Annotated in this window: 24 protein-coding genes; 4 read left to right on the top strand and 20 right to left on the bottom strand. The window is 42.9% G+C overall.

Annotation, left to right across the window (positions count from 1 at the left end):
• Window positions 1-159: 159 nt before the first annotated feature.
• The 9 genes from IGI71_RS04820 to IGI71_RS04780 all read right to left on the bottom strand — a co-directional run bounded on the left by IGI71_RS04820 (window position 160) and on the right by IGI71_RS04780 (window position 8,552).
• A complete protein-coding gene (locus tag IGI71_RS04820; RefSeq protein ID WP_010747725.1) occupies window positions 160-1,011 on the bottom strand; it encodes a helix-turn-helix domain-containing protein in 852 nt (283 codons plus the stop codon).
• 66 nt (window positions 1,012-1,077) lie between these two features.
• Window positions 1,078-1,800 (bottom strand): deoxynucleoside kinase, encoded by a 723-nt coding sequence (locus tag IGI71_RS04815; RefSeq protein ID WP_005225447.1) that lies wholly within the window; start codon window positions 1,798-1,800, stop codon window positions 1,078-1,080.
• Window positions 1,801-1,815: 15 nt separating this feature from the next.
• Window positions 1,816-2,256, bottom strand: a complete 441-nt coding sequence (locus tag IGI71_RS04810; protein WP_010747724.1) for a nucleoside 2-deoxyribosyltransferase — start codon at window positions 2,254-2,256, stop codon at window positions 1,816-1,818.
• Entirely contained in the window at window positions 2,253-2,831 is a 579-nt protein-coding gene (locus IGI71_RS04805; RefSeq protein WP_010747723.1) for an LOG family protein, read from the bottom strand. Before IGI71_RS04805 ends, IGI71_RS04810 begins: the two co-directional genes overlap by 4 nt.
• 323 nt (window positions 2,832-3,154) lie before the next feature.
• Window positions 3,155-3,562 (bottom strand): helix-turn-helix domain-containing protein, encoded by a 408-nt coding sequence (locus IGI71_RS04800; RefSeq protein ID WP_005225444.1) that lies wholly within the window; start codon window positions 3,560-3,562, stop codon window positions 3,155-3,157.
• Window positions 3,563-3,807: 245 nt separating this feature from the next.
• The gene (locus IGI71_RS04795) at window positions 3,808-5,031 is read right to left on the bottom strand and encodes an amidohydrolase family protein (RefSeq protein WP_430616192.1); all 1,224 of its coding nucleotides are present in this window, start codon (window positions 5,029-5,031) and stop codon (window positions 3,808-3,810) included.
• Between the two features lie 16 nt (window positions 5,032-5,047).
• Window positions 5,048-6,409, bottom strand: a complete 1,362-nt coding sequence (locus IGI71_RS04790) for a citrate transporter (RefSeq protein WP_430616191.1) — start codon at window positions 6,407-6,409, stop codon at window positions 5,048-5,050.
• A gap of 349 nt (window positions 6,410-6,758) precedes the next feature.
• On the bottom strand, window positions 6,759-7,682 hold the full coding sequence (gene msrA / locus IGI71_RS04785; protein ID WP_010747721.1) for a peptide-methionine (S)-S-oxide reductase MsrA: 924 nt from the start codon (window positions 7,680-7,682) through the stop codon (window positions 6,759-6,761).
• A 324-nt stretch (window positions 7,683-8,006) separates the two neighbouring features.
• Window positions 8,007-8,552, bottom strand: a complete 546-nt coding sequence (locus tag IGI71_RS04780) for a cysteine hydrolase family protein (RefSeq protein WP_005225439.1) — start codon at window positions 8,550-8,552, stop codon at window positions 8,007-8,009.
• A gap of 120 nt (window positions 8,553-8,672) precedes the next feature.
• Between IGI71_RS04780 and IGI71_RS04775 the strand changes: the two genes are divergently transcribed.
• Window positions 8,673-9,080, top strand: a complete 408-nt coding sequence (locus IGI71_RS04775; protein WP_010747719.1) for an Lrp/AsnC family transcriptional regulator — start codon at window positions 8,673-8,675, stop codon at window positions 9,078-9,080.
• Between the two features lie 224 nt (window positions 9,081-9,304).
• On the opposite strand, the gene IGI71_RS04770 is transcribed toward IGI71_RS04775, so the two are convergent.
• From IGI71_RS04770 to rlmH, 4 genes are all read right to left on the bottom strand, one after another.
• On the bottom strand, window positions 9,305-10,678 hold the full coding sequence (locus tag IGI71_RS04770) for a C40 family peptidase (protein WP_230209433.1): 1,374 nt from the start codon (window positions 10,676-10,678) through the stop codon (window positions 9,305-9,307).
• Window positions 10,679-11,247: 569 nt separating this feature from the next.
• Entirely contained in the window at window positions 11,248-12,006 is a 759-nt protein-coding gene (gene map / locus IGI71_RS04765; protein ID WP_005225436.1) for a type I methionyl aminopeptidase, read from the bottom strand.
• A 42-nt stretch (window positions 12,007-12,048) separates the two neighbouring features.
• Window positions 12,049-12,786 (bottom strand): tRNA pseudouridine(38-40) synthase TruA, encoded by a 738-nt coding sequence (gene truA, locus IGI71_RS04760; RefSeq protein ID WP_005225435.1) that lies wholly within the window; start codon window positions 12,784-12,786, stop codon window positions 12,049-12,051.
• A 65-nt stretch (window positions 12,787-12,851) separates the two neighbouring features.
• Window positions 12,852-13,331, bottom strand: a complete 480-nt coding sequence (gene rlmH / locus IGI71_RS04755; RefSeq protein WP_010747717.1) for a 23S rRNA (pseudouridine(1915)-N(3))-methyltransferase RlmH — start codon at window positions 13,329-13,331, stop codon at window positions 12,852-12,854.
• A gap of 374 nt (window positions 13,332-13,705) precedes the next feature.
• On the opposite strand from rlmH, the gene IGI71_RS04750 reads away from it, so the two are divergent.
• The gene (locus IGI71_RS04750; protein WP_010747716.1) at window positions 13,706-15,010 is read left to right on the top strand and encodes a S1C family serine protease; all 1,305 of its coding nucleotides are present in this window, start codon (window positions 13,706-13,708) and stop codon (window positions 15,008-15,010) included.
• A gap of 68 nt (window positions 15,011-15,078) precedes the next feature.
• On the opposite strand, the gene ytpR is transcribed toward IGI71_RS04750, so the two are convergent.
• The 4 genes from ytpR to pepA all read right to left on the bottom strand — a co-directional run bounded on the left by ytpR (window position 15,079) and on the right by pepA (window position 18,272).
• Window positions 15,079-15,693, bottom strand: coding sequence for a YtpR family tRNA-binding protein (ytpR, locus tag IGI71_RS04745; RefSeq protein ID WP_005225431.1), 615 nt, complete (start codon window positions 15,691-15,693; stop codon window positions 15,079-15,081).
• A gap of 574 nt (window positions 15,694-16,267) precedes the next feature.
• Window positions 16,268-16,729: a universal stress protein gene (locus IGI71_RS04740; protein ID WP_005225429.1), complete on the bottom strand. Its 462-nt coding sequence runs from the start codon at window positions 16,727-16,729 to the stop codon at window positions 16,268-16,270.
• Window positions 16,730-16,741: 12 nt separating this feature from the next.
• Window positions 16,742-17,062: a thioredoxin family protein gene (locus IGI71_RS04735; protein ID WP_005225428.1), complete on the bottom strand. Its 321-nt coding sequence runs from the start codon at window positions 17,060-17,062 to the stop codon at window positions 16,742-16,744.
• Between the two features lie 133 nt (window positions 17,063-17,195).
• Window positions 17,196-18,272, bottom strand: a complete 1,077-nt coding sequence (gene pepA, locus IGI71_RS04730; RefSeq protein ID WP_005225427.1) for a glutamyl aminopeptidase — start codon at window positions 18,270-18,272, stop codon at window positions 17,196-17,198.
• 292 nt (window positions 18,273-18,564) lie between these two features.
• Here pepA and IGI71_RS04725 point away from each other — a divergent pair, with 292 nt between their 5' ends.
• The gene (locus tag IGI71_RS04725; RefSeq protein ID WP_005225425.1) at window positions 18,565-18,909 is read left to right on the top strand and encodes a peptidase; all 345 of its coding nucleotides are present in this window, start codon (window positions 18,565-18,567) and stop codon (window positions 18,907-18,909) included.
• A gap of 60 nt (window positions 18,910-18,969) precedes the next feature.
• Here the strand turns inward: IGI71_RS04725 and IGI71_RS04720 are convergent, their stop codons facing one another.
• From IGI71_RS04720 to IGI71_RS04710, 3 genes are all read right to left on the bottom strand, one after another.
• Window positions 18,970-20,004, bottom strand: a complete 1,035-nt coding sequence (locus IGI71_RS04720) for a hypothetical protein (protein ID WP_005225424.1) — start codon at window positions 20,002-20,004, stop codon at window positions 18,970-18,972.
• Window positions 20,005-20,081: 77 nt separating this feature from the next.
• Window positions 20,082-20,483, bottom strand: a complete 402-nt coding sequence (locus IGI71_RS04715) for an Ohr family peroxiredoxin (RefSeq protein WP_005225423.1) — start codon at window positions 20,481-20,483, stop codon at window positions 20,082-20,084.
• Between the two features lie 184 nt (window positions 20,484-20,667).
• On the bottom strand, window positions 20,668-20,916 hold the full coding sequence (locus tag IGI71_RS04710) for a GlsB/YeaQ/YmgE family stress response membrane protein (RefSeq protein WP_005225422.1): 249 nt from the start codon (window positions 20,914-20,916) through the stop codon (window positions 20,668-20,670).
• A 406-nt stretch (window positions 20,917-21,322) separates the two neighbouring features.
• On the opposite strand from IGI71_RS04710, the gene IGI71_RS04705 reads away from it, so the two are divergent.
• Entirely contained in the window at window positions 21,323-22,582 is a 1,260-nt protein-coding gene (locus IGI71_RS04705) for an ABC transporter substrate-binding protein (RefSeq protein WP_010747713.1), read from the top strand.
• Window positions 22,583-22,619: the final 37 nt, after the last annotated feature.

Raw genomic sequence — 22,619 nt, 5'->3', positions numbered from 1 at the left:
GTTTTTTCACAATTAAAGAATACTCCCGATATATTTTTTTGTCAACACGATTATATATTTTTTTATATAAAGAAAATTCAAAAAAGCAGTCCCTTCGTCGAAAGGACTGCTATTTATCAAGCATTTGCGCAACAAAACTTTTTTGTCGAAAATATATTTTTAATCAATCGTTTCTTCGACCGCTTTTAAATGCGCCAATAATTTTACATTTTTATTGATTTTGGCATACGCTCGTGCATCGTGTAACATTTCCAAAATTGTTTCTTTCGGCTGTTGTTCACGAATGGCATTTTCGGTCAGTTGGGCTGCCGCGCGAGCCAAGTAGTAGGTCAAATGATTGTCGGAACAAATCGCCAACACATAATTCAACAAGGTATCACTAGTTTCCAAATCATCGACTTTCGCATAAAAGACGCCGCAATGAAAGACGATGTTCAACACCCGCCACGTGTCTTCGATCGTTTTGATCGGATAGGTATAAATTTTCTCAAAGACCTTCGTCACATAAAACTCAGCCTTTGCCCATTCTTCTTCTCTGGCATACACCAAACCGATCCCAGTATACGCTAAGAGATCAAACAATTCCTCCGCCGTTTCATTCATCAATAACTGATCGAATTGAAACAAGACATCGGTAATCGCAGCTTCATTAAAAATCATTTCAAAGCCTTTTAAATAATCATATTGCGCTTTTAATGCTGGTTCATCGATCAGCTTCACTTCGATTTGACTTAGCAATGCAGCCAACTGTTCATACTCGCTCGTGATCAAGTAGAATTCGGCTTTTGCCAATTCTTCTTTGATTTTGGTCGTTGCGACATTCATGGAAGAAAACAAGTCGACCAATGGCAAGCCGATCCGATTACACAATTTGATCAAAATTTTGAGGGACGGTACCTGACCGTTGTTTTCAAATTTACTCAAAGTGGCTTGCGTACAGATTCCTTCCGAAAGTTCTTGCTGCGAGAAGCCCGCCTGTTTCCTCGCTTCAATAAATCGTTCAACATTCATCGCCTTGCTCCCTCCCATTGTCGATAAGACACTTGTTTTTTCCCTAAGCTGTCCTCAACTGCTGGGTCAGCTTGTCACAGATGCTGCGTTTTTCTTAGAAAAATCACCTTTTGCGATGGCTTTGTCCGTACAATAGTGGCCTTTGCCATGGGTCTGACGGACTTCCGCCAGTTTTTCTTGGATCATCTCGAGGATCACCATGAGGTTGTCTTCATTGGCAACAAAGTCCAATTGATCCCCATCAATTTGCATTTTCGGACAAACGTCAAAGTTTTCATACCATTCATCGTACCGCTGATTTAATTCTTTGTAATAGTCGTACAATGTCGGATCGTTGGCAATTTGTTCATAGGAACGACCACGTTTGTTGATCCGTTCAATCATTGTATCCAATGAAACCTTGATATGAACCATTAGATCTGGATGCTTCAACGGCGCTGATTCTTCCAATTCCCGCAGCATCGTGTTCAACAGGTTATCGTATTGTTCGACTTCCATCGGTGCGATGCGACCTAGATCCGCATTTAGATGAAACATCAAGCTATCCTCATAGATGGAGCGGTCAATGACATTGTCATCATTGGACAAAGCTTCCCGCATCCCTAAAAAGCTTTTGTTTAAGAAAAAAATCTGCAATAAAAAGGCGTATCGTTCTGGATTGGAATAAAACAATGGCAGAACATCGTTGTCCTCCACGTTTTCATAGAAAGGCTTCGACGCCATTTCCTTCGATAAAAAATCAGTCAAACTGCTTTTTCCTGCCCCGATCGTTCCTGCGATTAGTAACACATTCATCATCCTTTATTAAATATAGTCACCGACAAAGGCTCGGTGCGCCATCGCTTCAAAATCATACGCTGTTCGTGCCGCCAGATCAGTCAAATACGCTTGCACCGACTCCGTCAACATCAGATTGACCGCCGCGGCTTTTTCCTGAAAAGCGATTACTGGTTTATTTCGTACGTGTGCTGCGCCGATTTCAAAGGCTGTTCCCGGATCGGCGATCCCTTCATGGTCATCCAAAACGGCAACGACGACGTCGGCCCGTGTCAATTCCAGCATGTCTTTTTCAAAAACTTCTCTCGCCCATTTCGGTGTATAGGGTTCAGATGAACTTTCTTGATACAAGCGCGGCGCATAGACCGCCAAGGGCTGCGGGTCTTCAGCTAAACAGCTTTCTACTTGCTTGAGTCGTGCGATTGGTTCGTTTGAAAAAAACGGTCCCGCTAAATAGACATGCTTCATCCTGCCAAGCACTCCTTTTTTGAACCCTTCGCCGCCAATCGCTGGATCAACGTCTCAACGTCAGATAGGACAAAGAGCGTTTCCGACAGTTCAGCCCAAGCAAAGCTGGAAGCTTCAAACATAGTTAGCAGCGGCTTCAGTCCATCCTTCAAGCCTTCGTTCATTAACACACCTATGGGCTTGACTGGCAATTTCCCAAGAGTCATAAAAGAGCATACTGATGACAACTCCTCTAGTGTACCAAATCCACCAGGTAATACAAGGTAGGCATCGCTCATTTCCAGCAATTGTTGCGTTTGTTCCTCCCTCGTATCCGTATAGAACTCGGTGTATGTGCTTGATCCAGTGATGATTGGCGGCAAATCTTCTGCAAAGGAACCTGATGGATAGATCCCCGTCACTGCGCCTTCTTTTTCAAAGACCCCTTTCACGATCTCCCTCATCAAGCCAGCCAAAGGGCCGCAATAAACCAACTCGATGTGATTTTTTGCTAAGGCATTGCCGATGGCACGAGCGGTCTTTGCCAACTTTTCCGCATTTTCTAAACGGGTGCCGCAATATACAGTTACTCTCAAAAACAACAGCTCCTTTTTCACTACACCTGCTATTTTACACAATCTCTTAAAAAAGTAAATACTACATATTGTGCTTCATTTAGATAAAAATCGATCTATTCACTATATATTGTATATAGCCTTCTGCATCTTTTCGCTTACCCTTAATCGTTACAAATCTTGAAAATAGCAGAAAAGAAAAAGTAGAATCAGCTTCCATCGATTGCCTCATCCCTCTTTCATCCCACAAAAAAAAACACGACGCAGCTAGGATCGTGTTTTTTTATCCATCGCTTTTTTTTCTCTTGTCCAAGCAAAATTTAGCAAAAAACTGTATAAAAAAATTATTTGTCGTCGGTGGCTGCTTTCAGCTTTTTCAAATCCTCTTGCTCGACAAAAAAGGTCACTTCTCCTGTTTCTAAATCGACGGATGCTTTGACTTCAACCCCTCGTGGGAAAAACTTGCTGGCATCAGTCTCAATTTTCAAACGCATCGTTCCGTCTTTCAATCCAGCACCATAGGTCATCGTACGAAAATTCTTTTTCATTCCTGCTCGCTCCTTTTTTAATAGCTCATCGACACTGCACCCATAAAGGGTACTCAGTTTCAATAAATTCAAACTGTCTGGTACCGTCTTGCCGGTTTCCCAATTTGAGATCGATGTGCGGGTCACTAAAATTTTTGTTGCTACTTCTTCTTGGCTCATTTGCTGTGTGACTCGATGGTTCTTTAGTGCTTCCCCAATCGTCATCTTGGCCTCCTTCTCCTACCTTAACGCAGACCTGCTGTGGTTTCTGCTCAAATCCATTGATATCATGGCGTTGTCAAACAGTTTTGACAGGATTTTCTTAAACGAACTCTCCGTGATAGCGGTTTTCTTTCTATCATAGATGAAAAAAGAACAAATGACTAGAAAATGATTTTTTTATTTCGACTATATTACGACAAAAAAGTAGCACGAATAAATCGTACTACTTGAGAAAACATGATCTGTTGTTAACGGTGGATCGTCACTTCTTTTTTGACTTCCACGGTGATGCGGCCATTTTTGATGACCATCAAACGTTCAGGAATATCGATCAGCACATCGGCTTTTTTCTGGGTATCTAAAAGAATCAAATCTGCGCGGTTGCCAACAGCGATTCCATAGTCTTTGATATTTAACGCTTTTGCGGTATTGGTCGTAATCATTGGCAAGACTGTCGGCAAGTCATCGGCGCCGCCTAAGTGTGCCACTGGCACAGCCAGCATAGCGATTTGGATCAAATCCCCATTGCCATAGGGCGTAAAGGCGTTTCGGATATTGTTGCTGCCTAAGCAAATATTTACACCAGCATCACGTAACTTGCGAATCGGTGTCACGGCACGACGAACATTGTAAGCATCGTTTCTGGCACCTAAATGCAAGTCGGTCGCAGGCAACGGCATCACATTGATTTGGGCTTTGACCATCAAATCGATGACTTCTGCCAGCTGATCCGGTTCCATGGCGTGCAGCGCAGTCAAATGTCCTACTGATACCCGACCTTGGTAGCCTTCTGCGATGGTTTTTTCACACAGATAGACGATCGATGTATCGTCTGCTTCGTCAGCAAAATCTTGATGCAAGTCAATGTCTTTATCAAATCGTTTGGCGATCTCAAAGATCAAGTCGATGTGCTCATTGGCTGGCGCATCATTGTAAGGAATCCCGCCAACGACATCGGCGCCTTTCTCCATCGCTTCGATCATCATCTTATCCGTCCCTGGGGCCTTAAAAATCCCTTCTTGCGGAAAGGCAACGACCTGAATATCGATCAAGTCGCGGTATTCTTCTTTTAAGCGCATAATGGTATCAAAACCAGTGAAGCCTTGCACCGGATCAAATTCGGCATGGGTGCGAACAGCAGTCGTGCCGTGCAGGATCAGCATTTCTAATGCGCGTTTCGCCCGATCATAAATGTCTTCTTCGGTAAAGGTCGGTTTGAGCTTTGCCGTAACTTGGATCGCTTCTTGCAATGTTCCTGAATTATTGGGCTCACGATCGGCGATCAAGGCTTTGTCTAAGTGGATATGGCTTTCGATCAATCCAAGGATCACCACTTTGCCTTTCGCCTCAATCGTTGTTGCTGCTGATTCTTCAATGTTGGGTGCAACTGCGGTGATTTTTCCTTCTGAAATTGCAATGTCTACTAATTCTGCATCGTCTTCAAGACGTGCTTGCTTGATCAATAAATCCATGTTTTCCTCCTATCCATCAGCCAAACACTAAGCCGATGACTAATAATAATACGGCTGCTAAACTCAACCACTTCACGTTTCCTTTGACTACATCCAGAATCGGAATTTGGAAACCAGAAGATAAAGCTTGCATCGTAATGTTGACAAAACTCATTTGACTGCCGAGGCCAACCCCCATCGTTACAAAGCCAAGAGCTAAGACTGGGAAGCCTAATGAAACGGCAACTGGTAGCACGAGTGTTAAAACGGAGCCGACATAGGCACCTGCGGGAATCCCAATCAAGACACCCGTCAAGATCGCCACGGGAACGACGATCGCTGCGGGGGCATTTTGTGCCGCACCTGCAATTACAGCAAACGTCCCAGTTTCAGCGATCACGTTGATGAAGGCTAAAAAGATCCCCACTTGGAACAAGCGGGTCAAAATATACGTGGATCCGTCCACCATCGCTTCCACCGATTGATTCATGGAAAAGTCGGTACAAACAAAAATCAACGCTAACGTGACCACCATATAAAATAGCGGTGTAAAGAGGACAAAGCCGATCAGGTCATTGATCAACGGTCCAAAGATGACCGCAAAAAGCAAGAAGATCGCAGGCAGTGTCGTTTTGAATAACTCGCCATTGCTTTTGTTTTCGTACTCTTGGTTGGCTGATTCTTTGAAGCCCAGATGACGACGCTTGGTCCCGAAGAATGCCAATAAAATCGCCAAACCAACGAATAACAACCAAAATGGGCGCATTTGATCGACATAAGAAGCGACACTAAAACCGCCTAGTTCAGACACGATACTAGATTCCAAAGAGGCAGGAGAAGTCGTAAAGGAGACCGCTGCCGCTAACGACATCGCTGCGATCAATTCGGGTACCACCCCAACTGCCGCAAATGCTAACGGTGCGATCACCATCGCACTCCCGCCGCCGATTCCAGACATATAAGTCGCTGCTGCCAATAAGATGACAATAAAACCAGCCACATATTCCACTTTTCCTTTGGTTCCTCTTTTGGCTAAGGTTAAGGCCGCCGTATAACTGCCCGCTTTGAAGACCGCCATCGCTACAGCGGAATTGATGATTGGCACCGTAATACTCAACATCGTCGGAATAGCTTCCAACAGTTGCGAATTGGCTTCAGCTAAACTGATCCCGCCAATAATCATCGCCAAGATCCCAGCAATCAAGCCAGCAATGATCATATCTACTTTTTTAAAGAGCAAAACCAGCACTAACACTAATGGAATCAGTACTAGAAATGCTTTAACTCCTGTTGGTGCGACGATCTCATTGATCGCTTCTGCCGCAAACACTGTTCTTTCTGAAAAGATAAAAAGAATGAGAGCCATAAACAGTGAGACGAACGTTCCCTTTTTTTTCATCACATTTCTCCTAACTTATATGAACCTTCATATAATAAATGTTGTGTTGCTATGGGGTGTTGCCGATTGATTTTTCCGCTGATTTTTCTCTGGTGTTTCCCACCTTCTTTCCTCGAAGAAAGGAATCAAGCAAAAGACACCTGCTTTTTCGACCTTTTTCGCCACTTTTTCTTTCTCTATTATAATTCTTGTTGTTAACGCTTTCTTTGGACATTATTCTAAAATAAATCTACGTTTTTTATCCAATTGGCTAAAAGCGCAGAAAAAAGCGCGGCTTGTGGAGAAAAGAGCCTTCATTTGATTCTTTTCCCCTTTTCTCGGAGCCCCGCTTTTTTTAGTGATCCTCTGTTTATGATCGTTTTTTTCCTCGGTTTGTCCAGCGTTTCAGCCGATAAAAAAGCATCAGTTGTTTGCGCGCTCGCTTGATCCGCTGGTAGCGCTTTGGCTGTTTCTTGTAAAATGCTTGATGGTAGTTTTCCGCTGGCCAAAACTGCGTGGCCTTGCGGATCTCGGTCACGATGGGTTGCTGATAATAACCAGATTGGGCTAGTTCCTTTTTGGCTTCTTGCGCAAGCACTTCCTGTTCAGCAGTCGTATAGAAAATGATTGGGCGATAAAAATTGCCGCGATCTTGAAATTGTCCGAAAGCATCTGTCGGGTCTGTCACTTGCCAGTACAACTGCAACAAGTCCTGATAGGTGATGATTTTGGGATCAAAAACGATCTCTACCGCTTCGACATGCCCTGTTGTTCCGCTTAGTACTTGATCATACGTCGGATTCGGGACTGTTCCCCCAGTATACCCCGACAAGACGGAAAGAATGCCCGGCTGGTCTTCAAAAGGCTCTACCATACACCAAAAGCAGCCGCCAGCAAAAATAGCCACTTCTTGTGCTTTTTCACCTGTTTCGTTCGGCTCCACGGAAACTTCTACTGGTTGGACTTTGCTTGTTTCTTCATTCCTTGCCTTTTTCGGTGCTGACTGGCTGATTGTTTGATAAAACTCTGCGACATTCGGGGTCAGATTGTTTCTCAGTGCCAAAGGACGCAACGACGCTTCTAGTTTTTCCAAAACCCGCTTGGTCTGTTGGTCTTCAAGGCTATTTGACGATTCTTTTTCGTGTTTGCCTGCTTTTTGTTTGGTCGCCAGCTGAGTTTCCAGTGTATTTTTTGCTTGCACCAGTTGTTCTCGTTCCCACTGTCTTGTGCCAGGATGCAAGATCAAATTATAGATTTCTGACAGCCACGCCATCGTTTTTTGCTTCATCACCATTGCCCCTTTGCCTCATGAAGGAGCGACTTTCGCTCCTTGTTTGGTTGCACTGTACCATAGTTTCGCCGATTCGCCCAATTTGATGCCCAAAAAACGTTCGAGAAAAATCCTCGAACGTTTTTGGCTTTTGTATGGGTTGGTGCGTAATTGGTTCGCATGCATCCTCTGAAGAATCAGCTCAGTAGAATTGGTGGGTACGCAACTGGGCATTCATTTTTTTAGAAACATTGAAGCGGAATGAGTTAGGATCACCAATTTCAAAGAGTGATCAAGAACCACTCAATGCAAATGAACGTTGCCTTTGTTGGTAAATACGCAATTTTTCTACAATCCGTTTAAATAGTCATCGGTTTTCATCACCGTAGAGAAGGTTTCCAAGGCCGATAAAAACGCTCGTTGAACAGCTTCCGCAGGAATTTCGTGTGCTTCAAATGTTAATGCTTTCGTTGCCGTGGCATCAGAAATCAGTATGGGCTGATAACCGAGTTCTTTACTAGCTCTTGTGGTTGAATCGATGCACATATGCGTCATCATCCCAGTGATGATAACTTGTTGGACACCTAAAGAGTCTAACGTTTCTTTTAAATTTGTTTCAATGAACGAGTTAGGAAAGTGCTTTTCGATAATAATAGAAGAATGCGTTGTTTTTAACTGTTCATGCAGCCGTACGCCTTTGGTCCCTCGTTCAAAAAAATCAGCCGCTTCTTGATCGTTGATGTGTTGGATATAGATGATCGGGAGTTGCTTTTCGATAAAAGACGCTTCTAGTTTATTTATGTTTGCAAGCGCCTGTTCAGGGGAATGAAGGGCCATTCTTCCTTCTTTAAAATAGTCATTTTGGACATCAATAATTACTAAAGCTTTTTTCATAGAATCACCATTTCTTTTCTTATTTGTTATAATCCAGTATAAATACATATGACCCTACAACAAAGCGTCTCTTGAAAAAGATAAAGTCAATTTACTTTCATTATGAAAGGAGGAACCCTTATGGACATCATCGATGAACAAATCCTAGCTATCCTGAAACACAACAGCAAATTATCGAATAAAGAAATCGGCGAAATGGTCCACCTGACGGGACAAGCTGTAGGCAATCGGATCCTGAAATTGCAAGATGAAGGAATCATTCAGCGATTTAGTATTGTAGTAAACTATCCAAGTACGCAATACATCCGGTTTTTTATGGATTCAAATCGCTATACAGATTTTGAAGCCTTCGTGAATCAATACAAAGAAATTGAAGTCTTTCATAAAGTTTCAGGTCAAGCTTGTTATCTCTTGGTCAGTCATTTTACAGATGTAACCTTCCCTTTGTTTATAGAGAGTCTCTCAAAATGGGGCAGGTATAGTGTAGAAACCTTTGTTGCTGATAAACTCAATCATGGGGATGATTGATGTGCTTGCTAAAGGGTTGTTGAATAAAGCTTTCACTGGAGCGGTGAGAGGGATAAGAAAAAGGGGCAAAACGATTTGAGTTTTTTGCTTTTAAATGAATTGTTCGAAATTCATTGTCCTAATTATATTAATTAAACTTGAGAAAGCAAAAAGCGAATCAAGTGTGGATTCGCTTTTTGCTTTCATCTAGGATAATAAAAAATATTGATAATTTTTGCGAGAACTTATTTAACACTTGTACCTTGAGTGTTAACATATCCAATCCATGTATTTGTATTATCATATAAGGAATAGAAGGTCTTTCCATTTCCTAATGTATATTTTACTTTAGCAGTGTAACTATTACCATACAACTGACCTGCTTCGAATTTTTTACTAGTCCAATAAAAATTGTTCCACATAGGATAGTTTTTGCTAGTAATCTGTACTCCTATGTTAATATTTTCAGTTCTTAAATCTTCAGTAGCATCAGAATTAATATAACCTATCCATGTGTCGCCTTGATATATAGAATAAAATATCTTTCCATTTGACAGAGTATATTTATATTTTGCTTTATAGACCAGACCACTCGAATAATTTTCTGTACTTCCTAATTTACTCGTCCAATATAGGTTTCCCCAAATCGGATAATTCTTCGTCGCACTGACAAATTTATCAATATTTTCAGCCTTCAAATCAATAACCGCTTCAGCATTGATATAACCAAACCATTGATCACCACGATAGAGAGAATAAAACTTTTTACCATTTGTTAAAGTATAACTAACAGATGTATAGTACACTGGATTATCGGCGAAATCAGAAGTATCGCCTAGTTTACTAGTCCAATAGAGATTTCCCCATCTTGGATAATTTTTAGTTGCCATAATATTTTTATTCTCGCTTGTAGCGGTTAATTCTTCAACTGCTACAGTATTAATAAATCCTACAAAGGAATCTCCACGATATAGTTCATAAAACGTTCTACCATCACTAAAAGAGATTTGATTTTTCGCATAATAAACTAAACCATCTTGAAAATTAGAAGTATTTCCATTTTGAGAAGTAAATTCTAAGTTGTTCCATATTGGATAATTACTGACCGCCATAACCGTTTTTCCATAAGGCACTGTTTGGTATTCTGATAGATCCATCCGGATGGCAAATGATGGATAGAAACTGTCCCAGATTGGAGATAATTCAACCGTTCTTCCAAAAGTTGGAGCATGAATATACTGATTATTTCCAATATAAATGGCAGTATGACTCGTTTTCCCTCTACTTCCCCAAAAAAGTAAGTCACCTGGTTTAGCCTCAGAGATAGGAATTTGCTTTCCAGCATACTCTTGCTCCCACGTCAATTTTCCGACATCTTTTCCTGTAACTTGATTAAAAACATAATAAACTAAGCCAGAACAATCAAATTTGTCAGGTCCCAATCTATCAGGATTTGTTTGAGTATATGGTTTACCTATATGTTTTTTTGCTTCTGCTACAATTTGCTCTCTTTGACTCAAATTACCGCCTGATAATGAACGAGATACGACCTCTCTTGTTAGTTGATTATTTTGAGAATTAATTTCATTGATGAATTCTACATATTCTTCATATGTCATAACTGAACTACGATTATCCTTTGAATAGTCTTCAAAAGTCACCTGCCCATCGTCAAACTCATCTGCTTGTACAGATTGGAATGTGAAATTATGAACAAAAAAAACAACCAATTCCTAATAATAAAATACCCCATACACGTTTTTTCACTTTATCTCTCCTTTATATTTTTATCTTAAAAGTATATCACGGTTTTTTCAGTAAATAAAGGCTATAAAGAGATAAATATAGATGAATAAAAACTTCTAAATTTAACGATTCTGATTTTTCCGAGAATTTTTTTCGTTCTCTCAAAACTATAACGATATTTTAAAAAGGAAATAACAAAAAAATACTTCGATACTGACTCTTCTTATATCCAGCTTTTATATCTTTTAATGTTTACTCCAAAAAGCTTCTACTGGAAGTAGTTTGATTGTTTCATAATCATTTCCTAAAAAGACCTACTTTTCTTCCTATTTGAATGTGCTATACCCTAGCTTCGCAACTTCGACAAGTAAATGCAAAAAATCGTTCGTGTAGAAACACTCGAACGATTTTCGTATTTTCTTCTATTCTATCGGCCTTGTGTTCACGTTTCTTCCTTTTGCAACGTCATGATAATAGGACCTTCTTTGGTGATGGCGATCGAATGTTCATATTGGGCACAATAACTGCCGTCAATGGTGCGTGCTGTCCAGCCGTTCGGGTCCATCTTCATGCGCCAAGTGCCTGTCGTGATCATCGGTTCGATGGTGATCGTCATACCTTCTTTCAACCGAATTCCTTTGCCAGGTAACCCGAAATGAGGAAAGAATGGTTCTTCATGAATGGTTGGGCCAATGCCGTGAGCAATAAAGTCCCGCACGACACCATACCCTTTTTCTTCAGCGAAGCTTTGGATCGCATAACCAATATCGCCAACTCGGTTGCCGACCTGTGCTTGCTCGATTCCTCTCATCAAGGCTTCTTTCGTGACTTCCATCAGTGCTTGATGTTCTGGTGAAATCTCTCCTACCGCATACGTCCAACAGCTGTCAGAGATTGCCCCTTTGTAATCGACACAAAAATCGACTTTAATGACATCGCCTGATTTTAAAACATATTCTGAAGGGAAACCATGACAAATCTCTTCATTGACACTGATACACGTCGCAAATTCATAGCCTTCAAACCCGATTTGCGCGGCTGTTGCCCCTGCAGCTTCTATCTGTTGATGGACAAAGGCGTTGATTTGGTTCGTGGTGATACCGGGAACGATTTTCTCTCGTAGCTGTTCGTGAATACTTGCCAAGATACGACCAGAAGTTTTCATTTGTTCGATCTCTCGTGGGGATTTTAATGTGATCAATAGATGATCTCCTTTCCTTAAATAGCCATTACCATGTTTCTTTTAATAATACACCTCATCTAGAAATAAGCCATGAGAAGGCACTGTTTCACCAGCTGCTTGTCGTACTTTATCGGCTAACACTTGATCGATCACTTCTGGTGGCAGTGTGCCATCGCCAATGGCAATCAGTGTGCCTGTCAAGATTCGGACCATTTTATGCAAAAAGCCGTTGCCTTTGAAGGTAAACCGCAATAGGTCGCCTTCTGGTGTGATGGTGATTTCATCGATCGTGCGCACCGTTGATTTTTTTGATTTTTTCAATGCAGAAAAGCCGATAAAATCATGGGTGCCGATCAACTTCTCAGCCGCTTGCTGCATTTTTTCCAAATCAAGGGGCTGCGGGCAATGAAAACTAGTATTGCGAGCAAAGACCGATGGGATCGCGTTGTTCCAAACATAATAGCTATATTGCTTGCCTTTGGCGTGATAGCGTGCATGGAAGCGCTCAGGCACCTCTTCAATCTTGTTGACGACGATGTCTTGCGGCAAATAGCGGTTAAAGAACTGCTGCATCTCTGGCAAACTCATTTGATGGGTCGTCTTGAAATTCGCCACTTGTCCTCGAGCATGCGTGCCCGCATCGGTTCTGCCAGAACCGACGATCTCAATTTCTTCTCCCGTCAATAATTTGATGACCCCTTCAACTTTTTCTTGGATTGTTTTTTCAGAATCTCCTAGTCGTTGCCACCCTAAGTAGCGCTTGCCGTCATATTCAATCGTTAATTTGATATTTCGCATGGTTGTTGCTCCTTTTTACCGGTAGTACCGGTGGATAATTTTTTCTATTATATTGCTTGAGATATTTACTTATGATACGGCGCCCCCGTATTGATTCGATACGCGCGATAGATTTGCTCCAATAAGATCAGTTTCATGAGTTGGTGGGGGTAGGTCATTTTGCCAAAAGAGATCTTGGCATCACTGCGGGTCATGACTTCTTGGCTTAAGCCTAGGGAGCCGCCGATGACGAAGGTCAGTTGGCTTTTTCCTTGGATGCCGAGCTGATCGATTTGTTTGGCGAAGGCTTCGCTGGTGGGGTTAGTGCCTTCGATCGCTAAGGCAAAGACATATTCGGTGTCTTTGATTTTGGCTAAAATGCGCTGCCCTTCTTTTTCTTTGATTTGCAGCATTTGGGCTTCACTCAAGGTTTCTGGTGCTTTTTCATCCGATACTTCGACAAACTCAAGCTTTGCGTATGCCCCCAATCGCTTGGCGTACTCGTTGATTCCTTGAACGAGGTACTTTTCTTTTAATTTTCCTACCGTGACGACTTTGATTTTCATAGGTTCCTCCTCGTTATCCCCTTATTTTATGAAAATGTGGACAATGCTATCCACAACCTTTTACACACTTTGACTTTCTTTGAAATTCTTCTATTCCTATCTATAAAACCGCGACACTTCAAGGGTTTCTTCATCCACCCAACCAAAGCTTTCAAGTTTGTCCACACACTGTGGATAAACAGACCTTTGCTTCTCCCCAGATTCCCCTGCTATTTTTATTCAAAAATGAACGGGTTTTGCGAAGAAAATTTCATCGTTTGAAACAGATTCTTACGCAACTTCTTCATATTTTTTTCAAAATCTCTTAGTAGACTAATCTCAGATAGAAGGAATATACTGATTATAACGAATTATTCATTAAGGGGGAAATAGTAATGGCAAGAAAATATGTCACACCAGGCAAGAAAACTTCTCCTGGTTTATTAAAACGATTAGGTATTGGGATTTTAGGCGGTATGGTCGGCGGTTTATTGACCTTCGGCGGTCTGTATCTGGCAATGGGTTCCTCTTTGACTTCAACACCAGAAACCACGACCAACAGCGGGGTCCAAGATTCTAACGGACAAACCCAAGTATCCAATGTAAAACTTGATGTGACTAGCGATGTCACTGAGGCAGTTGAAAAAGTACAAGATTCTGTCGTTTCCATCATTAATCTACAACAAAGTCAAAGCAACGACTGGAACAGCCTCTTTGGTCAGCAAGGCGGACAAAGTGAAGGCGATAGCCAAAGCGACGACGACAGTGCTTTAGAAGCTTCTTCTGAAGGGAGTGGAGTCATCTACAAAATCGATGGCGACGATGCCTATGTTGTAACCAACAACCACGTCGTAGAAGGTCAAGACGGTTTGGAAGTTGTTTTAGCAGACGGTACGAAAGTTAAAGCTGAATTGGTCGGTACTGACGCTTACACAGACTTAGCTGTATTGAAAATCTCTTCAGAGCATGTGACGACTGCCGCAACATTTGGTGATTCAAGTGCCTTGAAAGTCGGCGAACCAGCCATCGCGATCGGTTCACCTCTCGGCTCTGACTACGCAAACTCTGTGACACAAGGGATCGTTTCTTCCTTGAATCGTCAAGTAACAAGCCAAAACGAATCTGGTGGTACGATCAGCATCAATGCGATCCAAACGGATGCTGCGATCAACCCAGGGAACTCTGGTGGTCCACTGATCAACGTTGATGGTCAAGTGATTGGGATCAACTCAAGTAAAATCGCCAGCACCTCTGGCTCTGCTTCAGGTGTTAGTGTCGAAGGGATGGGCTTTGCGATCCCAAGTAACGATGTCGTTGAAATCATCAATCAACTAGAAGCAGACGGCAAAGTGGTCCGCCCTGCACTAGGTATCCAAACGATCGATTTAGGTTCCATCACATCACAACAACAAGAACAAATCTTGAAAGTTCCTTCATCCGTAACTTCAGGCGTTGTGATCTATTCAGTCAACAATGCAACACCAGCAGAACAAGCAGGATTGCAACAATATGATGTTATCACGAAGATCGATGATACAGAAGTCAGCACAACAACGGATCTACAATCTGCGTTGTACAAACACAAAGTCGGTGACACGATCACTGTAACCTTCTATCGTGGCGATGAAGAAAAAACGGCAGAAGTAAAACTTTCCGTTGATACATCGATCAACGAACAATCAACAGACAGCAGCAACTAATCACCAAAACCAATCGAAACAATCAAAAAATGAACTGCCGCAAAAACAGGAAGCGGCAGTTCATTTTTTTAGGCTTTACCGACTGGAAAAGCTTCACCTACAACGGCATCTTGAGGCAGCTCAAGGATGCCTTTTTTCATTGGTGCACCTTCTAAATGCAGTTCTTTAGCAGAGCAGATCATTCCGAAGCTTTCTACGCCACGAAGCGTACCCGGCCAAATCATCAAGCCATCTGGCATCATTGCCCCAGGTTTTGCGACAACGACTTTCAAGCCTTTACGGATATTGGCAGCACCACAGACGATTTGCAAAACTTCCCCATCCCCGACTTCTGTTTCCGTGATAGACAGATGGTCGCTGTCTGGATGTTCCACACATGATTTCACATAGCCAACGACGATTTTTGGTTCTGTATCTGCTGGCAGTTCTTCGCTGAATCCTGCTTCTTTGATCATGGTGTTCAATTGTTGGATTTGTTCTTTCGTCAACGTCACTTGGCCACGGCCTTCGATCGTCATCACTTCTGAGATCGCAAAAAAGTTCCAGCCGACGATCGTGCCTTCTTCATTTTTGATTTGGGCAACATTGCCTTTGCGTTCGACGGTTTGTTCTAATCCTTTATCATCTGCTGTGATGGCAAGCAGTGTATCACTGACATATTCTTTGTTATAAGCAAAAATCACGTTTTTTCCTCCTTAGGTACTTACACATTCCGCCCATAATCTTAACAAATTTTTCGGCATCCGTCATGGAATTTCTTTGTTTTCCTTGAAATTCTAGTTATTTTCAAAGACAAAAAACGCCTGAGAACCAACTTCTGCTGGCTGACTTAGGTTGAAAATTGGCGAAGGAGCAGAACCCGCGGCTTCTCAAGAACTTGCTAGTAGAACTACTTTCTACGAAAGAAGGCAACAATAAGTTATCCAAAAACTGTATACAGAAAAAAAACTAAGAACCAGCTGCGGCTTATTAGCTAAGACGCTGCTTTACTAACGAGCCGATAAACGCTGGTTCTAAAAACTTCTGTTTGGCACTACTACCTATGTAACAAGACAACAGCGACAGATGTCTTCCCTCAAAACGAGCAAAAAAGCCTGAGAACCAGCTGCAGTTCATCAGCGAAAGACGGTGCTTTGCTAACAAGTGAAACATCGCTGGTTCTCAGGAACTTTCTTTTAACCCTTGTCTGCTTTTGCTGCCATCTTCTTTAAGGAAAAGAACTCGGCAACGACAAGCTTATTTTTTCAAAAAATGACCTTAGGCTTTTGTTTCTTCAGGCGATACGATCAGCACGTCGCACCGGGCTTCACGGATAACGAAGCTGGCGACACTCCCCATCATGAAGCGTTCCACGGCATTCAGCCCAGATTGCCCCACCATGATCAAATCGATGTCGTATTGATCTGGTAATTGAGTGGCAAGGGCGTCTTTGATGGAGCCGTAAGCGACGATGCCTTCAACTAGATCAAAATCCACTGATTTTGCATAAGCTTTGCAGTCGTCGATCAGATTTTTCGCCGTATCTTTTTCTTGTTCCAAGATCGAACTATCCAAAGGTGCATAGCCCATCATGGTCGGCACTTGCTGGTCGATGATCGTTGCGGCATAGACCTTCCCTTGATTTCGACGAGCGACTTCCACTGCTTTTTTGAAGGCAGACATCGCTTGATCTGAACCGTCGATCCCTACTAAAATGTTTTGATATCTTTGTGCTTCCATCTTTTTCCCCTCCTATGCTGATTGTACGCTGGTTAAAAAGGCTTCGATCTCTTCTTTGGTTTTGCGATCCTTGTTGACTAACCGTCCCAGCTCCTTGCCGTCTTCGATAACGACGAGGCTAGGAATACCAAAAATGTTCCATTCAACCGCTACATCCATGTATTCATCACGGTCGACTTCGATAAATTGAAAATCTGGAAAGTCCGCTTCGATCTCAGGCAATTGCGGTTTGATGTAGCGGCAATCGCCACACCAATCGGCGGTGAAAAAGAAGACATTTTTGCCTTTCTCCACATATGTTGCTAACTCTGCTAAATCTTTTGGAATAATCAAATGCTCACCACTTTCTTTTCTTTCAGTATACACCTTTCTTTCAGGGACTACCAACTGACATGCTGATCTTGCAAACCCCTGCAGAAAAAAAGAGACAACGGGTTGCTGTCTCTTTGCTTTCGTTCGTTCTCGCTTATTGTCCTGCCAAAATCGTATCAACGGTTGAACGATCCAAACCTTTCAAGACTTGAATCACCATTTCCCGTGCCGCTTCATAATCAGCGATACTGAATAATGTTTGGTGAGTATGGATGTAACGTCCAGGAACACCGATAACTGAACTTGGGATTCCTTCATTTGCCATGTGTGCCGCACCAGCGTCGGTACCACCTTTTGAAACAAAGTATTGGTAAGGAATGTTGTTGCTTTCTGCTGTATCCAACAAGAATTCTTTCATCCGTGGCAACATGATCATGCCCGGATCATAGATTCGCATCAAAGTCCCTGCCCCTAGATGACCAAAGGTACCATTTTTGGTGACTGTGTCATCTGCTGGCGAGCAATCGACCGCAAAGAACAAGTCGGGTTTGAATTTCGTCACAGACGGACGAGAACCTCGTAAGCCGACTTCTTCTTGAACGTTGGCACCAGCAATCAGCGTATGGCCTAACGTTTCCTCTTTCAAGGCTTCAAGTGCTTCTAAGACGACTGCACAGCCGTAACGGTTGTCCCAAGCCTTCGAGATGATGTTTTTCCCATTGGCTGTTTTGATGGTTTCCACTTGTGGGACGATCGTATCGCCAGGACGTACCCCAAAGCTTTCTGCTTCTTCTTTTGATTCAAACCCAGCATCAAACAAAATATCTGTGACTTCGACATTTTTTTGACCGCTGCTTCCTCGCAACAAATGTGGCGGTACTGAAGAAGAAACACATGGATAATCGCCTTTTGCTGTTTTCAATGTAAAGCGTTGAGCAGAAACCACATAAGGGTTCCATCCGCCCAAAGGAGTGACTTTGAATAAGCCGCGATCGGTGATCGTCGTCAATAAGAAACCAACTTCATCCATGTGAGCAGCTACCATCACTCGTGGTGCATCTGCTTCTTGGTGGTGACGCAAACCGAAGATGCCGCCTAAGCCGTCTTGTTGGATCTCGTCCACCAAGGGGGTCATCGCTTCACGCATATACGCCCGCACGTCGTGTTCAAACCCACTGGTTCCTTGTAACTCCGTTAGTTCTTTGATGCGTTGAAATGTTTTTTCTTCCATGATCATTCGAGAAACACGTATCGGTTGTTTGCTGCCCTAAAGAAACAAAGCTGCTTTTTTTGAAAAAGCAACGCTTGCTGTTGCTGTGTTTTCCAGCAATTTTTGGGCGAAACAACGGATGTGCTCTCTTCCTCCTTATTCCTACTGATATTCTTTATTATAGCGCAAATTTCTATTGTTGGTTATTTTTCTTATAGAATATTTCTAAACTATGGTAAACTATTGTTAAGAGAACCTGTGCTTTCACCGAGATCAAAACATTCGGGAAAACTTACTTTAGGAGGGACATTAGATGGAGAATGAGCATCCATTGCATTATTTTAAAAATGGACTGACCATCGGTTTAGGTCTTGGCTTTGCAGGAGGGATTTTTTCAACGATCTGGTTGAAGAAAAGGCAAGCCATGAATGCCGATGATGTCTTAGACAATATAAAAGCGGCGTTTATCAAAGAAGGACCGATCGAAGGTTCTTGGATCAATTTCGAAAAACAACCTTTGCGCAAATTTGCGATCACTTCCCAAGGATATACTGGCGGCATCACCCGCACCGAAGACGGGCAGCTTGTCACCTATGAATTTTTGGCAGATGCTCATACAGGCACCGTCTTAGATATCCAACGAGCAATCGTGGACTAATCACTGCACTTACGACCAGCTTCTTAAGAGGCTGGTCTTTTTTCTTTTTAAGTAGTGCTTTTACTGGAGCAAGGTCGCAAGGTCCAATACCACGACTTCATCGATGCTGCCGCCTTTTTGCCGATACGCCCATGCCCCACTTTCAAACAAGCAGTACAGCTGTCCTTTTTCTACCACGATCTGTTCAAGGTAATGGGGAAACTTGATGCGCCGCAACGCATGTTTGCGGGTCAGCACCGTTGCATCCTTTGAAAAGACCCATAACTCCGCCGACCCTGGTCCAAAGGAACGTGCCAGCAACATGTATTCAGTGGTAAAGGCGATACTTTGGACTTTCGTGGTGGTGACCCTTCTCTTACTAGGCTTGATGCGATGAGGCGCTTTGCGACCGCTGGCTGAAAGAACAGGCAGCGGATAATTCGCCACCACGCCTCCTTGTTTCAAGGCAAAAGTCCCCGAGACAAGTTCCTCGCCATCGGCTGCCAAATAGGAGCTGTGAGTGATGCCTGCCAATTCGATGACTTGCTGATAAGCGATAGACTGATTGGTTGCCAAGGAATCATCTTCCAGCAGTGCTTGTAGAGAAACACACGCCACGCGCCCCATTCCTTTCCCTGTAATGGTTAGCCACAGCATTTGCGTTGCTCGATCAAAGACTAGCCCACCGACATGGGGGCGTTTTGGCAGAACCACCGTTTTCAGATGCCGCCCGCTCGTTCTTTCTATTATATAAAGCTGTGAGTGATGTTCCTGCTGCGAACAATACGCTGAGATGAACAAATAGTCCTCTGAAACGGCCAACCCTTGCGGGGTCATTGCTTCACACTGATCCGCATGCTTGTGCAGCCTCGTTTCTGCTTTCGCCGTTGCCGTCGTTGCCACTGCGGCAGTGGCTTCTTTTAAACCTGGAACCAAAAGGACTGCTTCCCTGTTTGCCCCGGCTGCCAGCCACGCTTGCCGCACGCTGGGATAACGCTTCAGTTGAGCTGCCAGTGCTTGGTTGTGGCGCGCCTGTCGGTGCTTTTTTAGCCAGTACACCACAAAAAGGCCAACCACAAACACGCCCAAAAGCAGCAAGCTCTCTGTTTGTCTCATTGATTGGCCTCCTTGATGAATTCCCTCTTGTCGGCTGATTTACCAACCGCTTATTGTTTGTCTATTCGTAATACTGCTTAGACTACTTGAACTTCGACATCAATGTTGCCGCGAGTGGCACGAGAATACGGACAAAAATCGTGGGCTTCTTCTGCGATTTTCTCTGCCTCGGCTTTTTCAACGCCTGGTAACGATACCTCTAAAATCACGCCGATTTGGTAACTGCCGTCCTCATGCTGATACAAAGACACTCTTGCTTTAACTTCGGATTCGGATTCGATGTTATGCTCTTTCAGCATATGCTGTACGGCACCGTTGAAGCATGAAGCATAGCCTGCGGCAAATAATTGCTCTGGATTGGTCCCTTCACTATGAAGACCTGGCTTGTCGATTTTCAGGTGAAAACTACCGTTTGGTGCTTCGACCTCTCCGACACGTCCGCCTCGATTGATCATCGCTGTTTCATATTGCTTTTTCATTGAACCTCTTCCTTTCTTTTTTTGACCTACTTCAAGTGTAACGACAATTTTCTAATCTGACAAAGGGATTGCTTATGCATCCTTTTAAAAAACAAAAAAGGCAAACCCAGAAACTCTGGATTTGCCTGTCTATTCAAGGTAGTTCCTACCCGAAATAAATGAATGAAAACAATTGCTGAATGGACTAGCCGTTTGAACGTCCTAAGAAGAATGAAACAACAGCAACTACAATAACCGCACCAATAATTGATGGGACGATTGCCATTCCAGCAAGTGATGGACCCCAAGAACCTAAGATCGCTTGTCCAATAGCTGAACCTACTAAACCTGCAACGATGTTGGCGATCCAACCCATTGATCCACCTTTATTTGTGATAGCTCCGGCGATCAAACCGATAATAGCTCCTACGATTAATACCCATAACCAATGCATATTTTTCTCCTTCTTTCTTTTAAGTAGTTATTACACATATTATGTTACGCTTAATCCCCGTTTTAGACAAAAGATTTGCACTCAATTTGCAAAAAAAATTTTCAAACCTTGTTATATTAACGTTTATCAGCACTTCCTAATTATCGTTGTAAGAGCTTTAATTCGTTTTTTTTAGTATTGGTGCATTTTTTGAAATCGTTTTATTTTGTATTTTGCATCTTATCCGCTAAACTGAGGGAGAACCACTCTTATTTTGTCAGATAATTGGCACTTTTCACTCCTCAATCAGTCGTAGGACTGCTATCTTTTCAGTACATCAGCTATTTTTCATTGGGGGACGTTTCGATCGTTTTCGATTGGAAACGTTTTTTTGAACAAAAATCATTCAATAAAGGAGAGGAACAAAATGAACAAAAAAATAGGTTATTCAATTTTGTCTTTGGCGGCAGTGATGTTAGGGGTCGCTGGCTGCGGCAGTGGTGACAGTGCCAGCGAGAACAAGCAGATCCGTATGTTCGTTTCTGGAGATACCAGTGAAGGCGGCGCTTATTCGAAAATGGCGGAAAAATACAAGGAAGAAACTGGTGTGACTGTCGAAGTCACCGATGTGCCTTATGCGGACTTGCTGACAAAGATCACCAAAGCTGTTCAAGCGGATGATGCGCCAGAAGTCGTGCGGGTTTCTACCGTTCAACCTGACTGGAATGACTATCTGATGGATCTATCAGACATTGCCAGTGAGGCAAACACATTGGAATCGATGACGATCAAAGATGAAGCAGATGTCGTCAAAGCACTCCCTTCTGATGTCACTGCCACTGGGTTGTTTATCAATACGGATTTGTTTGACGAAGCTGGTGTGACCTACCCCACTTCGGAAGAGGATATTTGGACTTGGGATGAATTTTTAACTGCGATCAATGAAGTCGTTGAAAAAACCGATGCCAAATACGGCATGGTCATGGACGCGTCGGATCACCGTTTACGGGCTTTCACTTATCAATACGGGGGACAAGATTTCTTTTTAGATGACAGCGGTGATTCTTACACGACCGATGATGCTACGAAAGCGGCTTTGCAAAAATTTGTTGATTTGAACAATGACGAAGTGATGCCAAAATCGGTTTGGACCTCTGGAGAAGATGCTTCTGCTATGTTCAAGAGCGGCCGTGTTCCAGCTTACTTTTCTGGCAGCTGGCAGATCGTTGATTTTTCTACCAACATCAGCAACTTTAACTGGCAATCGACCTATTCTCCTTATGAAGAGACCCGCGCGGTCAATATGGGCGGCAACTTCATCACTGGCTTCAACAACAGTAAAAACAGTGAAGAAGGCGAAAAATTCATCAAATGGTTGTACGAAGAAGAAAATTACAAACAGCTTTGTACCTATGCTGGTTACTTACCTGCGGTGGAAGATTTGACGGTCGACTATGAACAAGGCCAGGATGCTTATGAAATCTACAACCAAGAGATCGCAGCCGCTGCTCAACCAATCAGCAGCAAGCAAACTACCGATCAAGTGACGATGAGTATGAAAGGCTACACTGGATTGACAGGGGCTTACCGTGATGCCATCGTGCAAGTGTTAAATGATGAAATTACATTAGATGAGGCAATCGACAAGACGATCAAGGATTACAATGATGGGTTTTTGAAGAAATAAACAGACGTTCAACCACAAAGAACCCATAGTCTGGCTT

It is taken from the genome of Enterococcus sp. DIV1279b (genome assembly GCF_050531515.1).
Taxonomy (GTDB): Bacteria; Bacillota; Bacilli; order Lactobacillales; family Enterococcaceae; genus Enterococcus_D; species Enterococcus_D casseliflavus.
The sequence above is the reverse complement of the archived record's forward strand: the minus strand, read 5'-3'. Positions and strand labels throughout refer to the sequence as shown.